Raw genomic sequence first — 14,771 nt, forward strand, 5'->3', positions numbered from 1 at the left:
GAGCGTGATTATTAAAGGGAATAATGAAGAAATCCTAAAAATGGAGGGCATTCACAAATACTATCCCGGTGTCCATGCTCTGAAAGGAGTTGACTTTGACCTGAAGAAAGGTGAAGTATGTGCGATACTGGGTGAGAATGGCGCAGGCAAATCTACACTGATGAATGTTCTTGGAGGAGTCGTTCAGAACGAGGAGGGCAGCATTTATCTCGCTGGCCGGAAGATGAACATAAAAAATACGAAGGAGGCAAAAGAACTTGGCATTGCCTTCATACATCAGGAACTGTCATTGTTTCGGAATATGGATGTTGCCACTAATATCTGCATACAGAAGCTTCCAAATACAAAAGGATTTTTAGCGAAAAGACAACTGTATAAAAAGACAGCCGAGATTTTAAAAATAGTAAAACTAGAGCACTGCAAACCGGAACAGAAGGTGGGAGAACTCAAAATTGGCGAACAGCAGCTGGTGGAGATCGGTAGATGTCTTGCGCAGGATATAAAGGTTTTGATTTTGGATGAACCCACGTCTTCACTGACTGCTTCGGAAATTGAGGTATTATTTGAGATCGTCCGGAGATTAAAAGAAAAAGGAACGGCCATTGTATTTATCACGCACCGTATGGATGAGATCTATGAGATCTGCGATACCATGATGATTATGCGCGATGGAAGCAGGATTATGAAGTGCGGCGTCCATGATATTTCAAGGCCGGAAGTTGTAAACAGTATGCTGGGCCAGGCGATGGAGGAGCAGTACAGCCATCAGCAGAGAAGCCCCGGTGAAGAGATTCTCGAGGTAAAAGGCCTGACGAGAAAAAATAAACTGAATCAGATTACATTCAGCGTGAGGAAAGGAGAGATGCTCGGTCTTTATGGACTGCTGGGTTCGGGAAGAACAGAAGTTCTGCGAAGTATATTTGGACTGGATCCTTATGACGCGGGGGAGGTTATCTATAAAGGAAAAAGACTCCATATCAAAAGTCCGCGTGATGCTATCGCGCAAAACATGGCTATGGTGACGGAGGACAGACATCTGGAAGGTCTGGTACTGGACCGCTCTGTGAAGTTCAACATATCTCTTGCAAATTTGAAAAGAATCAGAAGAAAAGGATTGACTGATGGAAAAAAAGAGACAGATATGGCCAAACAGGGTGTGGAAGAACTGAATATAAAAACGCCTACGGTCAATCGTGCAGTCAAATTCCTCTCCGGGGGGAATCAGCAGAAGGTTGTCATATCCAAATGGCTGCATACCAAGCCGGATCTGCTGCTGCTTGATGAGCCTACCAGAGGGATTGATATAGGGGCGAAGCGGGAAATTTATATGATCGTCGATCAGCTTTTGGCCCGGGGCGTTGCCGTAATCATGGTCTCGTCTGAGCTGCCGGAAATTCTGGGTCTGTGCGACCGGGTTATCGTGCTGAAGGAGGGGCGGCAGGTCATGGAGCTGGGACAGGAAGATGGTTTGAACGGAAACAAACTGCTGGAAGCAGCAATGGGAGGTGCGACGTAATGGGAAAGTCAGGTGCAACCGAAAAATCAAAGAATGGCGTTGATACTAACAGAGTAATGCAGATACTGTTGAAATACGGTGTATATCTGATGTTTCTGCTGATCGTGATACTGCTGCTCATTACAAACGCAAGTTTCAGGTCACTGAATAATGCAACGAATGTCATGCTTCAGGTATCGTCCTATGCGGTGCTTGGCGTGGGAATGACTCTGGTGATCATGACGGGTGGAATTGACGTATCGGTGGGTGCCACGATGGTTGTGAGCGCCAGTGTCTATGCTGTGCTGACGCAGAATCATGGGTGGTCGGAACCGGCAGGGCTGCTTATGATTCTGGCGGTGGCTCTGGCTATGGGACTGATCAATGGTATCGGAGTGGCTTACCTGAATATGCCTGCATTTCTGGTCACACTCGCAACACAGTGTATCGGCCGCGGAGTCTCGCTGGTTCTGACAGGAGGTGTCTCATACCGGAATCTGGGAAGCAGTTTTACATTTGTAGGGAAAAGAAGCATTCTGAATATACCTGTACAGATCTGGATTGTGGTTTTCATATACGTGCTGGGGTATATACTTCTCCACTGCACTGTATATGGAAGAAAAGTCATGGCGGTAGGAGGCAACGCAAACGCTGCAAAGGTATCCGGTATCAATAACAGAAGAATTATATTGAGCACTTATGTATTTCTGGGAATCATAAGCGGTCTTGCCGGATTTATGACGATGGCCAGAATCGGCAGTTACTATGCTGCCATGGGAGACGGCATGGAGTTTATGGTGATAGCTGCGGCTGTCATCGGAGGGACGAGCCTCGCCGGAGGAACCGGCAGTATTATGGGAACACTGGTAGGAACACTGCTGATCGGCGTTATCAATAATGCCCTGAATCTTTTTGGTGTCAGTGCCGAGTGGCAGGATGTTGCAAAGGGAGTGGTCATATTCCTGGCGGTCCTCTTTGATGCCGTTAAAAACAGGATGCGCTCGGCAGAGTAACATGAAACAAAACAATACAAATGAAAAGGAGAGGTATCGGCTATGAAAAAAAGAAGTTTACAGTGGATCAGTTTGTTGGTGACAATCATTCTTATCGTCTCGTCCCTGGCAGCGTGCGGAGGGAATGCGGAGGAAACAGCAAAGAAGAAGGAAGGGGCGGGAACGGAGGAAGCAGCTTCACAGGATACCGATTCCCAAGAGGCATCTTCGGAGAATGATAAAGAGAAGCCGGAGAATTCCGGTGACGCGCTTCCGGGTGAGGGCAAGACAGTTGCAATCCTCATGCACAGTGTAGCGGACGAATTCATCTATGCGGTATATCAGGCGGCTGCCGCACGGGCAGAATCCTATGGTTTTGACATTTATTATGTGGATGCGAAAAATGATGCTGCAACACAGACGGCGGCAATCGAAGACGCTATATCAAAAGGCGTTGATGCGATCATGTTGTGTCCTGTAGACGCGCAGGCGCTGTCAGATTCTGTGGGCATGATCAATGAAGCGGGTATTCCTGTGACACTGGCAGACAGGACAGTCGAAGAGGGAGATTACGTTGCCGTGTGTGCGTCTGACAATGTGTCCTGCGGATACGACGGCGGTGTTGAACTGGCGGAGGCTGCTAAGGCTCAGGGCATTGATGTGAAGGACCTGAAGGTAGTAGAGCTTCAGGGAGATCTGGCGTCTACATCCGGACTGGAGCGTTCACAGGGATTCCAGAAAGCAGCGGAAGAACTGGGATTTGAGATTGTCTCATCACTGCCGACATACTGGGAATCTGATACGGCATATAATGCGGCGCTCGATGCGCTGCAGGCAAACAGCGATATCAATGCGATATACCTGGCATCGGACGGAGTAATGGCAGATGCTGTGGTAAGCGCGCTGGAACAGGTAGGGAAATTAAAACCTGTCGGTGAAGACGGGCATATTATTATCACCACGGTAGACGGAACACCGGGCGTTATTGACTATATCAAAGAGGGATATATCGATGCAGTCTGTGCTCAGCCGGCGATCACGATGGCGAATGATGCAATTGACTATCTGGTAAAGGCTTTGGACGGTGAGGTTGAACTCAATGGGAAAATCAACGATGCGTTATCACCGGTGATTGGAACCAAAGATAACATTGACAGTGATGAACTGTGGGCAAATACACTGGAATGATACAGTGAATAGGTAAGGGTGAAAGCATGAAAAAAATGACGGCTGCAGTGTTTAAGGGAAATGGAATACTGGAAATCGAAACAGTGGATATTCCTGATGTTAAAGAGCCGACGGAAGTATTGGTGAAGGTAAAATCGGCAAGTATCTGCGGAAGTGATATCCATGGACTCCATGTACCGCCTGGGCAGTATATCAAACCCGGAGTGGTTATGGGACATGAATTTTACGGATACATAGAGGCAGTGGGTGAAAAGGCTGGCTCCTTTAAGGTCGGAGACTGCGTTGTGGTAAATCCCTGTGTGCCCTGCGGAGAATGCTGGGAGTGCCGGCATGATATGAAAAACCTGTGCATGAATCCATATCATTATGGACAGACAGGTGACGGCGGATTTGCAGAGTATGTGGTGGCAGAAGCAGGGCAGCTTTATAAACTTCCGACGGATATCAGTCCGGATATTGCTCCTCAGACAGAGCCGCTCGCCTGTGTTCTGAGTGGGATACTGATGGTAAAGCCGACACCCGTTGATTCGGTTTTGCTGTATGGCGCGGGCCCCATTGGACTTACTTTTATCCGTGTCCTGAAAATGTACGGTATACGAAGGCTGGCGGTCTGTGCAAAAGGGGAGAAAAGAATTTCTCAGGCTAAAGAGTGCGGGGTGGATATCGTGATCAATTCTGAGAAAGAATCGCCTGCCTGTGTTCTGGAACGGGAATGGGGAGGAGGCGCTGATGTCGTAGTGGATGCAGTGGGCACCGGCAGGATCATGGAGGAGGCGATTCGCATTTTGAATAGCCACGGAAGACTGCTGCTCTTCGGATTAAACTTTAATGAGTCTGCAGAAGTACCGCCGGCTGTTTTTACGCGGAAAGAGCTGAAGGTCTGCGGAGCACTTGGCAAGGCATTTACAGATTCCATTACGCTGTTGCAGGATGAAAGACTTGGGATTGATAAAATCGTAAGCCATCGCTTTGCATTGAAGGATATAAAAACAGCGCTGGAACTTTTGAGAAATAAGGAGGCCTGCCGGGTCATCATATATCCTGATGAGGCGGACATTCCTTCGGCATAGGAGCAAACAGAGAGAGGTATATAAGTCCACTGTCAGTTTTATGTGTGAACTGACAGTGGACTTGTGTCTGTTTCAGGAAAAACCACTCATATCAAAGTATTTCTTAAACATGACCGGCGTAACGCCGGCTTCTTTTTTGAAGACTGAGATGAAGTGTGAGGTGCTTGAAAAGCCGCACGTTGCGGCTATTGTGTCGAGGGATGCCGAATCCGTACTCAGAAGTTCTCTTGCATGGCGAAGCCGGATATTGATCAGATACTGATGGGGACTGTAGCCGGTCTCCTTTTTGAATATGCGTGAGAAATGGTATCGGCTCAGGCCGGCGTAGTCGGCGATGTCGTCGACGGTAATTGGCTTATAGAAATTATCATCGATAAATTGCTGGGCACGCAGTACATTTTCATCGGCATCTTCTGAGCCGGGGATGGCAAGACCCGCGATCAGGTTATACATCATGAGCGACAATTTCTGATCGTTGGCATTTGTCTGAGACATTTCTTTTAAGATGCTGTTAAATAAGAACGCGGATTCTGATTTGCCGGTAAAGCGGACACCCTGCTGCGCGTGCAGCAGTTCATAGAAAGCTTTTGCCAATGGTCCGTTGAAATGAAAATATTGAAAGCGTACGCTGCCGGTACTCCAGTAATGGTTCGGTATATGGGAATCCAGATATACGATATCCCCCGGATAAGCCGTAAACCTGGAATCCTCATATTCAAATTGCAGGCTTCCTTCCAATATTCGAAAAATAAGATAATAATCTAAAAACTGTTCTTTGGTTCGCCTGTTGATTTCATAAGTGGAGTCACACAGGAACTCTCCGCCCCACGCAAGGCAAAAAAGATGTTCCTTCGCAAAGTCTGACGAGGTGTGAAAGTACACTCCTTTTTTCGACACCAGGCCCCTGTCAAAATAGGCGGCCTTTTCTCTTTGTTTTTTATTCATATCTTCTCCTTTTACGAAAAACACACAGCACAAATTTAATATCAATTAGCATGTTCAAGTAGTGATTATGCGTTTTTTGTATTATACAATATGTTCAAGAGAGATGCAAGAAAGCCTTTAAATACAGGAAAATCATATTAATTTTATATTTTATGATGAAAGAAGGCAAAGGATTTTTGTGCTCTGAAATAAGCACATATATGATGTGCTGTTGATGCAGGATAATAGAAAGAGGAGAAAAAGTATGACATCAAGAGAACGTGTAAAAACATCATTTACACATAAACAGCCGGATAAAATGGCAGTTGATTTCGGAGGATTCTGCTGCTCACAGATTAACGCACAGGTAGTAGGGGAGCTGAGAAAGTATTACGGACTGAAAGAAGAGCCCGTAAAAATTCTGGACATGGCTACCATGACCGGTATTATTGAACCGGACCTTGCGGATATCATGATGAGTGATGTGCAGATGCTGGATCCAAGGTATGATGCGTTCGGCCATACGAACGATAACTGGAAGGAGTGGTCTTATCAGGGAGAAACCGTACTGATACCCGGAGACTGTAAGCTGTCTGATGACGGAAACGGCGGATACTACGTTTACCCGTGCGGAGATACTTCTGTGAAACCGAGCGGACATATGCCGGAAAATGGTTTTTACTTTGACAATATCATGAGAACGGAAGAATTTGACGAGGAGGATGCGGATCCTCTCGACAACGCCGAGGACTGCCAGGTGGTATCGGATGAAACTATCTCGTACTATAAAGGCGTGATTGAAAAGTATAAGGACAGCAATAAGGCAGTTACCATTGCTCCGGCATATTTTGCTCTGGGCGATGCCGCCAATATTCCGGGCCCGAATATCAAAGATCCAAAGGGTATCCGCAGTCTATCGGAATGGTACATGGCGCCGCTGTTATACCCGGATTATGTGCACGCGGTGTTTGAAGAACAGGTAACCCGTTCCATCAAGAGCTTTGAAAAATGTTATGACGCATTTGGAAATGATATCGACGTGATGTACATATGTGGGACGGATTTTGGAACACAGAGAGGACCGTTTGTAAACCCGGATGTATTCAAAGAGTTTTACCTTCCGTATTACAAAAAAATGAACGGATGGATTCACGAGCATACGGAATGGAAGACTTTGAAACACAGCTGCGGCGGTATCTTCCCGATACTCCCTCTGCTGATCGAAAGCGGCTTTGATGCAGTCAATCCGGTTCAGTGCTCCGCAGCGGGGATGGATCCGCAGGCCTTGAAGGACACCTACGGCAAAGATATCCTCTTCTGGGGCGGCGGTGTTGATACACAGCAGATCCTTCCGTTTGGAACGCCGGAAGAAGTAAAAGAACAGGTGAAACAGCGCTGCGAAATCTTTTCCAGGGACGGGGGATACATCTTTAATACGATTCATATCATCCAGGCGAAAACACCGGTGGAGAATATAGCGGCCATGCTGGATACCGTAAGGGAGTTTAACGGTGACTGACGGTATTGCTAAAAGATAAGGTAAGAGAAGGAGGATTGGAATGGGAGATAGCAGAGGAGAATGTATTCTTGAGATGCGGGATATAACCGTAGAATTCCCCGGAGTACTTGCGCTGAATAAAGCCAGGTTCGACGCCCGCCGAGGTGAAGTACATGTGCTTCTGGGCGAGAATGGAGCCGGAAAATCGACCATCATGAAGGTTTTGGCAGGAGTTAATACAAAGTATACCGGATCCGTGACGCTCAAAGGAGAAGCTATCGTATGTGCGAGCATCGATGAACAGCGTGCGCGCGGAGTCAGCATCATTTTTCAGGAAATGAACCTGTTAAAGAACCTGACGGTTGCGGAAAATATCTTCATGGGAAGACAGCCGAGAACAAAAGCGGGAAATGTTGACTGGCGTACGATGAACCGGACGGCCAGAGACCTGCTGGATTCGATCAACGCAGACATATCGGAGAAAACGCTGGTGTCGAAACTAAGCGTAGGACAGATGCAGCTGGTAGAGATCGCAAAGGCGTTATCTTTCGAGTCAGACATTATCATCATGGATGAGCCGACGTCGGCACTGACGGAAAAAGAAGTGGACTCACTGTTCGAGATCATCAGCACGTTAAAAGAGCAGAAAAAGGCGATTGTCTACATTTCTCACAGGCTGGAAGAGATCATGAAAATCGGAGACCGCGTAACGATTTTCAGGGACGGTGAATATATCAGCACTTTAAATGTAAAAGACATCACGATCGATGAGATGGTTACACAGATGGTCGGCAGGGAGATGACGGATTACTATCCGAAGGTAGATGTAACACCTGGTGAAGTGATGCTGGAGGCAAAGAATATCAAACAGGGCAGAACATTAAAAGGTGTATCTTTCCAGGCCAGAGCCGGTCAGATCACGGGGTTTTACGGACTGATGGGAGCCGGCCGGACAGAACTGATGCGCGCTGTGTTCGGCGCCGACCCGTATGACAGCGGTGAGGTGCTGGTAAAAGGCCAGAAACAAAAGATAAAAAGTTGTGAGGAAGCAAAAAAATGCGGAATCGCGCTGCTAACCGAAGATCGGAAGAATCAGGGACTGATTCTGGAATTCGATCTTAACACAAATATCTCACTCGCAAACCTGAATACTGCCATGAGCAGATTCGGGATCGATGCCAAAAAAGAGACAGACAACAACCAGAAGCTGACGGATGCAATCCGGGTTAAAACACCAAGCCTGAAACAGAAAGCCAAAAACCTGAGCGGGGGTAACCAGCAGAAAGTCGTTATCTGTAAATGGCTGAATACAAATTCTGACATCATTATTTTCGATGAACCTACCAGGGGAATTGATGTGGGGGCGAAGGTAGAGATCTACCGCATCATGAATGAATTGAAACAGGCAGGGAAGGCGGTAATCGTAGTATCTTCCGAATTGACGGAGTGTATGGGTATCAGCGACAGGATCTATATCATGCACGAAGGTGAGATGACAGGAGTTCTGGAACCATCGGATATGCAGGGGCTGACAGAAGATACGGTGATCAAGTATGCAACCGGTGCAAATAAACAACAAAAGGAGATTTGAATATGAAGGGGAAAAAGATTGATTTAAGTAATATGACGACGCTGCTGGTGCTGATTGTGTTGTGTGTGCTGCTGGCGATCATGTCTCCTGTGTTTCTGACCGGCGGAAACCTGATTAACATTCTGCAGCAGGTTACCGTCAACGGAGTCCTGGCAGTCGGGATTTCCATCGTTATCTTTACCGGCGGTATCGACATTTCGGTAGGTTCCATCCTGGCTCTGGTCGGTATCATCATGGGTAAACTCATGGTGGACATGGGAGTTCATCCGCTGATCGCAATGCCGGTCGGTATCCTTGTAGGTGCCGCATGCGGGACCTTCAACGGTCTGATGATCGCCAGGTTTAAACTGCAGCCGATGATTGCCACACTCGGCATGATGAGTATGGCCCGCGGTGCAGCACTGACGATCGCAAACGGAAAAACAATCACAGGATACAGTGCAGGCTTCCGTTGGATCGGCTCCGGTATGATCCCGGGAACGAAGATTCCGGTACAGATTATTTTCATGCTGATCCTCTACGCCGTTGTATTTTATATCATGAAATACCGCAAATTTGGCCGTTACATCTATGCGATCGGCGGAAATGAGGAGGCGACAAGGCTTTCCGGTATCAACGTGACAAAGTATAAAATGCTTGCGTACACAGTAAGTGGAATCACGTGTGCACTTGCTTCGATTATCCTGGTATCAAAACTGAATTCTGCACAGTCCAGTGCGGGAGAAGGATATGAAATGGATGCGATTGCTTCCGCAGTTATCGGAGGAGCCAGCCTGACCGGCGGATTTGGGAGTATTTGGGGAACCCTGCTCGGTGCAGTGATTATCGGTGTGATTCGCAACGGGCTGAACCTACTAAATGTATCCTCGTACTTACAGCAGCTCATCCTGGGCGCGATCATTATCGCGGCGGTATTATTTGACTCATATAAAAATCGTAAGAAATAGTTATAAAATGATATAACGAAAAGGTTATATAAATATTAAACACGAAAAGGAGAAGGAAGATGAAGAGAAAGGTAGTTTCAATCTTAATGGCGGCAGCAATGGTATTGTCATGCGCGGCATGTGGGGGACAGAGTGATCAGGCAAAGACTGAAGGAGCAGCAAAGACTGAAGAAGCGGCAGATACAGGTGAAGATGCAGAGGATGCTTCTAAAGATTCCGGCGATGTTAAGATTGCTTATATCGTAAAGGCGATGAGCGATCAGTTCTGGATTGACATGAAAGAAGGAGCGGACAAGGCTGCGGAGGAACTCGGGGTTGTCGTGGATTTCCAGGCACCTGAAAAAGAGACGGATGTAGAAGTTCAGATACAGTACGTAGAAAATGCGATCACAAGCGGATACAACGCCATTATCTTGTCTGCGGCAGATTCCAAGGCACTGAACCCGTCTATCGTGAAAGCAAACGAAGCCAATATCCCGGTCGTTCTGGTGAATGATACCATTGATATGGAAGCACTGGAGGCTGACGGCGGAAAAGTGGAAACCTACGTGGGAATTGACCAGTACGAAGCGGCAGCGCTGGCGGGCAGCTATGCGGTTGAAAATATAGACGGCGGAAAAGTTGCATTACTCGAAGGCGTTGCAGGCGTTGATGCACTGGACCAGAGACTTGCAGGGTTCAAAGACAAGATTGAAGAATCCGGAAAGTTCGAGATCGTAGCATCACAGACGGCGAACTGTGACCGCAATGAAGCGTTCAACGTTGTACAGAATATCCTCACTTCCAACCCGGATGTGAATGTGATCTGGGCAGTCAACGCAGAGATGGGACAGGGCGCGATTCAGGCGATCGAGCAGGCAGGAAAATCCGGAATCTCCGTATTTGACTTTGATGCATCTGATGACGACATGGAGGCAATCGGAAACGGAACACTGGTCGGTTCCGTAGCACAGTATCCGGACCTGCAGGCAAAGGGTGCGATCCAGGCATGCCTGGATGTGCTGGATGGAAAAACATTAGAGGCACACACCGTTACGAAAGCAGAACTGATCACAAAAGACAATATGAAATAATACAATGTAAGAAATTAGATTTTTGACTCAACCTCTCAAATCCCCCGTTTGTATACCATGCCAGTTCGGCATTGAGTGTTTAAGCGGGGGAATTTTTGGCTTGTGACATGCCGGAGAGTTCGAGATTCTTGAAAACATTAAGGGAATCAACGCATTAACTTCCGAAACATCTGCGGAGAACAACCGATTTTATCTTTAAAAAGATTCGTAAAGCCATTACTGTTGTGGTAGCCTACGCTGGCTGCGATTTCACGGATGGTCATATCTGTGCGTATTAATAAAACCTTCGCGTGGTCAAGCTTTGCCATCGTGGCGTATTCGATTGGCGTATAGCCGGTCTGCGCTTTAAAGTATCTGGTAAAGTAATATTCACTTAAATTAGCGACTTCAGCTAAGTTCCTCAAAGATATCTTTTTGTCAATATGGTCTCGAATATAATGAATCGTCTTTTCGACCGGCGTCTCATTATGCGGTTCGTATGCTGCGTTTTCGTGCAGATATCGAATCAATTTGTAAACACGCATGGATGTGTCGATCATATGCTCGATTTCACCATTTTCATAAAATTTAACAGTATTGTAAATAAGATTGTAAATCAATATATTGTTGGAACTGCGGATAAGAGGTCCTCTGACTCGAAGCAGGTGCTGGCAGATTTCATGAGAATTGGAGCCGTCAAAGTGCATATATACAAATTCTAATCCATCTGCTGCGTGATAATAATGAGGTTCCCGGCAGTCAAGGAGGACAACATCGCCTTTCACAGCATTATAAGTGTGATTTCGATACTGAACGTGAAGACATCCCTGACATACGTAGACAGCGAGCAAAGCAAAATAGTAATCCCGTTTCATGAAGTACTTAGAGGTGCAGAAATAATGACCGCACCAGGGGATATAAAAATATAATTTTTCAGCAATTGCCGATGGGGTAAAGGAAAAACAGGTTGATTGTGATAAAACACCGGGGTCAACGCTTTTCATGAGATCCGCCTCCTTATAAAAATATTGTTGCGTAAAAAATCATTCGATATTCCCATTATAAGATGAATCATACAATTCAACTACAAGGCTGCGATGTTGGGCAATATTCATGAGAGGTTGGGCAATAAGATTTATAGAAAAATGCGCGGGATGAGAATATAATCTGAACATACAGAAGAGGTAATGGAATCTTGGGATAGATATTGATAAGCTGAAAGGAGAGGCATTATGACATCAAAAGAACGTATCAGGACATCGTTCAGCCACAGACAGCCGGATAAAATGGCGGTGGATTTTGGAGGGTTCTGCTGCTCGCAGATGAATGCGCTGGTGGTAGGAGAATTACGGGAGTATTTTGGCCTTGGGAGCGAGCCGGTGAAGATCATCGATATGTCCACGATGACGGGACTTGTGGAACCGGACCTGAAAGATGCGATGGGAAGCGATGTGCAGGCGCTGGATCCGAAATACGATACATTTGGCCACGCAAATGATAATTGGAAAGAGTGGACATATCACGGAAAGTCCGTACTGATTCCGGGAAACTGTGCGGTGGATGACGACGGGAAGGGAGGATATTACGTATATCCGATGGGGGATACATCCGTTCCTGCCAGTGGACACATGCCGGCAAATGGTTTCTATTTTGACAATATTATGCGGTCACCGGAATTTGATGAGGAGACGGCCGATCCGGAAGATAATGCGGAAGACTGTCAGATCATATCAGACGAGGATCTGGTATATTACCGGAAGAAAGCGGATGAATACAGAGAAAGCAAAAGAGCGCTGACGGCTGCGCCCGGGTATTATGCCTTAGGGGATGCGGCAAACATTCCGGGACCGAATATTAAAAATCCCAGAGGTATCCGCAGCCTGTCAGAGTGGTACATGGCTCCCCTGCTGTATCCGGATTATGTCCATAAAGTATTTGAATTACAGACGGAGCGTGCCATCGCTTCTTTTGAAAGGATCTATGAGGTGATTGGCAATGACATCGATGTGATGTATATCTGCGGAACGGACTTTGGCACACAGAGAGGACCGTTTGTAAACCCGGAAATATTTCGGGAATTTTATCTGCCCTACTACAGAAAGATGAACGGCTGGATTCACCAGCATACCGAATGGAAGACATTAAAACACAGCTGTGGCGGCATCTTTCCGATACTTCCGCTGCTGATTGAAAGTGAATTTGACGCCGTCAATCCGGTGCAGTGTTCTGCGGCGGGTATGGACCCGCAGGCATTAAAAGATACATACGGAAAGGATATTCTGTTCTGGGGGGGAGGTGTTGATACACAGAAGGTATTACCGTTCGGAAAACCGGAGGAAGTAAAAGAGCAGGTCAAAAGACGCTGTGAAATCTTTTCAAAAGACGGTGGCTATATCTTCAACACGATTCATATTATTCAGGCCAATACACCTACAGAAAATATCATTGCTATGCTGGATGCGGTAAAAGAGTTTAATGGTGATCAATGAAAGTGAGGGAGTTGATGGGATGAACGGAGAAAAGATCGTGGAGATGAGCAATATATCGGTTGAATTTCCCGGAGTGAAAGCGTTGGATGATGTGCAGTTTGAGCTGAAACGCGGAGAAGTGCATGTTTTGCTCGGGGAGAACGGTGCGGGAAAATCAACGATCATGAAAGTCCTGGCGGGAGTGAATACGGATTATAAAGGAACAGTTATTTACAAGGGAGAAGAAATCCGGTGTGCAAGTGTCAGGGAGCAGCAGGAGAGGGGAATCAGCATTATTTTTCAGGAGACTAATCTTCTGCGAAACCTGACGGTGGCAGAAAATATTTTTCTCGGAAGGTACCCCAAAAAACCATCAGGTGCCGTTGACTGGAAGGCCATGCATGCAAATGCCCGCAGCCTGTTAGATTCGATCCATTCGAACGTATCTGAAAGAGCAAAGGTATCGTCGCTTAGCGTCGGGCAGATGCAGATGGTAGAAATTGCAAAAGCGATTTCCTTTGACTCGGACATCATTATTATGGATGAGCCCACATCGGCGCTGACGGAAGTAGAGGTGAAAGCCTTATTCCATATTATCTCACAGTTGAAGGCAAAGAATGTGGGTGTGGTTTACATCTCGCATCGTCTGGAGGAGATCGTACAGATCGGAGATCGGGTTACGATACTGCGTGACGGAAAATATATTCAGACGATACCTGTAAAGGATACCGATGTGGATGGACTTGCCCGTTTAATGGTAGGCCGTGAGCTTTCGGAAAAATTTCCCAAAGTGAGAGTGAAACCGGGGGAAACACTGCTGGAGGTGAAACATTTACAGCAAAAACCGCTGCTGCAGGATATTTCTTTCTATGTGCGGCGCGGAGAAATCGTCGGATTTTACGGGCTGATGGGAGCCGGGCGGACGGAGCTGATGCGGGCTGTCTTTGGGGCAGACGCCTATGATTCAGGAGAAATCTGCGTGAACCAGACACCGATCAGGATCAATAACTGTGCGACGGCGAAAAAACATGGACTGGCACTTCTGACGGAAGACCGCAAACAGCAGGGCCTGATTTTGGATTTTTCGATACAGGATAACATCTCGCTGGTCAACTATCGAAAGGTCATGAATATTTTCGGGATTAATCCCGGAAAAGAAATGGAAGTGGCAGAAAAACTGACGGAATCCGTGCAGACGAAAACCCCGTCCATGAAGCAAAAGGTGAAGCTGTTGAGCGGCGGTAACCAGCAGAAGGTAGTGATTGCAAAATGGCTCAATGCTGACCCGGAAGTATTGATATTTGATGAACCGACCCGGGGGATTGACGTCGGCGCAAAAGTAGAGATTTATAAAATAATGAACGAATTAAAGCAGCAGGGTAAGGCTGTCATTATGGTATCTTCGGAATTGCCGGAGGCCATCGGTGTGAGTGACCGGTTGTATGTGATGCAGAACGGAAAGATCATGAACTGCTTCGAGCAGATGGAAGGCCTTACGGAAGATGACGTCATTAAATACGCGGCGGCAGTAAGTGCATCGTGAGAT

At 46.8% G+C, this 14,771-nt stretch carries 12 protein-coding genes; 10 read left to right on the forward strand and 2 right to left on the reverse strand.

All coding sequences use genetic code 11. The features are described 5' to 3' along the window. The first annotated feature begins 4 nt into the window (after positions 1-4). The 4 genes from NQ502_RS12880 to NQ502_RS12895 are packed head-to-tail and all read left to right on the forward strand — an operon-like array spanning position 5 to position 4,745. A complete protein-coding gene (locus NQ502_RS12880) occupies positions 5-1,516 on the forward strand; it encodes a sugar ABC transporter ATP-binding protein (protein ID WP_083963486.1) in 1,512 nt (503 codons plus the stop codon). After that, positions 1,516-2,508 (forward strand): ABC transporter permease, encoded by a 993-nt coding sequence (locus NQ502_RS12885; protein WP_049898422.1) that lies wholly within the window; start codon positions 1,516-1,518, stop codon positions 2,506-2,508. The genes NQ502_RS12880 and NQ502_RS12885 overlap by 1 nt, the downstream gene beginning before the upstream one ends. A gap of 42 nt (positions 2,509-2,550) precedes the next feature. After that, a complete protein-coding gene (locus NQ502_RS12890) occupies positions 2,551-3,675 on the forward strand; it encodes a sugar ABC transporter substrate-binding protein (RefSeq protein ID WP_049898424.1) in 1,125 nt (374 codons plus the stop codon). A 26-nt stretch (positions 3,676-3,701) separates the two neighbouring features. Then, positions 3,702-4,745 carry a zinc-dependent alcohol dehydrogenase gene (locus NQ502_RS12895; RefSeq protein ID WP_028529938.1) on the forward strand — a complete coding sequence of 348 codons (1,044 nt, stop codon included), beginning with the start codon at positions 3,702-3,704 and terminating at the stop codon, positions 4,743-4,745. 72 nt (positions 4,746-4,817) lie between these two features. Here the strand turns inward: NQ502_RS12895 and NQ502_RS12900 are convergent, their stop codons facing one another. Further along, the gene (locus NQ502_RS12900) at positions 4,818-5,690 is read right to left on the reverse strand and encodes an AraC family transcriptional regulator (protein WP_028529939.1); all 873 of its coding nucleotides are present in this window, start codon (positions 5,688-5,690) and stop codon (positions 4,818-4,820) included. Between the two features lie 244 nt (positions 5,691-5,934). Here NQ502_RS12900 and NQ502_RS12905 point away from each other — a divergent pair, with 244 nt between their 5' ends. The 4 genes from NQ502_RS12905 to NQ502_RS12920 are packed head-to-tail and all read left to right on the forward strand — an operon-like array spanning position 5,935 to position 10,778. After that, positions 5,935-7,188, forward strand: coding sequence for a uroporphyrinogen decarboxylase family protein (locus NQ502_RS12905; RefSeq protein WP_028529940.1), 1,254 nt, complete (start codon positions 5,935-5,937; stop codon positions 7,186-7,188). Between the two features lie 40 nt (positions 7,189-7,228). Then, entirely contained in the window at positions 7,229-8,758 is a 1,530-nt protein-coding gene (locus tag NQ502_RS12910) for a sugar ABC transporter ATP-binding protein (RefSeq protein ID WP_028529941.1), read from the forward strand. A gap of 2 nt (positions 8,759-8,760) precedes the next feature. Further along, positions 8,761-9,705: an ABC transporter permease gene (locus tag NQ502_RS12915; protein WP_028529942.1), complete on the forward strand. Its 945-nt coding sequence runs from the start codon at positions 8,761-8,763 to the stop codon at positions 9,703-9,705. Between the two features lie 59 nt (positions 9,706-9,764). Continuing rightward, positions 9,765-10,778 carry a sugar ABC transporter substrate-binding protein gene (locus NQ502_RS12920; protein ID WP_028529943.1) on the forward strand — a complete coding sequence of 338 codons (1,014 nt, stop codon included), beginning with the start codon at positions 9,765-9,767 and terminating at the stop codon, positions 10,776-10,778. A 146-nt stretch (positions 10,779-10,924) separates the two neighbouring features. Here NQ502_RS12920 and NQ502_RS12925 read toward each other — a convergent pair whose 3' ends face one another. After that, positions 10,925-11,761 carry a helix-turn-helix domain-containing protein gene (locus NQ502_RS12925; protein WP_028529944.1) on the reverse strand — a complete coding sequence of 279 codons (837 nt, stop codon included), beginning with the start codon at positions 11,759-11,761 and terminating at the stop codon, positions 10,925-10,927. Positions 11,762-11,989: 228 nt separating this feature from the next. On the opposite strand from NQ502_RS12925, the gene NQ502_RS12930 reads away from it, so the two are divergent. After that, entirely contained in the window at positions 11,990-13,246 is a 1,257-nt protein-coding gene (locus NQ502_RS12930; RefSeq protein ID WP_044983556.1) for a uroporphyrinogen decarboxylase family protein, read from the forward strand. A gap of 19 nt (positions 13,247-13,265) precedes the next feature. After that, on the forward strand, positions 13,266-14,768 hold the full coding sequence (locus NQ502_RS12935) for a sugar ABC transporter ATP-binding protein (protein ID WP_028529946.1): 1,503 nt from the start codon (positions 13,266-13,268) through the stop codon (positions 14,766-14,768). Positions 14,769-14,771: the final 3 nt, after the last annotated feature.

Source organism: Ruminococcus gauvreauii (assembly GCF_025151995.1).
GTDB lineage: Bacteria > Bacillota > Clostridia > Lachnospirales > Lachnospiraceae > Ruminococcus_G > Ruminococcus_G gauvreauii.

Coding starts and splice junctions, on each gene's coding strand:
- NQ502_RS12885 (WP_049898422.1), top strand. CDS start 1,516: ATGGGAAAGTCAGGTGCAACCGAAAAATCAAAGAATGGCGTTGATACT.
- NQ502_RS12890 (WP_049898424.1), top strand. CDS start 2,551: ATGAAAAAAAGAAGTTTACAGTGGATCAGTTTGTTGGTGACAATCATT.
- NQ502_RS12895 (WP_028529938.1), top strand. CDS start 3,702: ATGAAAAAAATGACGGCTGCAGTGTTTAAGGGAAATGGAATACTGGAA.
- NQ502_RS12900 (WP_028529939.1), bottom strand. CDS start 5,690: ATGAATAAAAAACAAAGAGAAAAGGCCGCCTATTTTGACAGGGGCCTG.
- NQ502_RS12905 (WP_028529940.1), top strand. CDS start 5,935: ATGACATCAAGAGAACGTGTAAAAACATCATTTACACATAAACAGCCG.
- NQ502_RS12910 (WP_028529941.1), top strand. CDS start 7,229: ATGGGAGATAGCAGAGGAGAATGTATTCTTGAGATGCGGGATATAACC.
- NQ502_RS12915 (WP_028529942.1), top strand. CDS start 8,761: ATGAAGGGGAAAAAGATTGATTTAAGTAATATGACGACGCTGCTGGTG.
- NQ502_RS12920 (WP_028529943.1), top strand. CDS start 9,765: ATGAAGAGAAAGGTAGTTTCAATCTTAATGGCGGCAGCAATGGTATTG.
- NQ502_RS12925 (WP_028529944.1), bottom strand. CDS start 11,761: ATGAAAAGCGTTGACCCCGGTGTTTTATCACAATCAACCTGTTTTTCC.
- NQ502_RS12930 (WP_044983556.1), top strand. CDS start 11,990: ATGACATCAAAAGAACGTATCAGGACATCGTTCAGCCACAGACAGCCG.
- NQ502_RS12935 (WP_028529946.1), top strand. CDS start 13,266: ATGAACGGAGAAAAGATCGTGGAGATGAGCAATATATCGGTTGAATTT.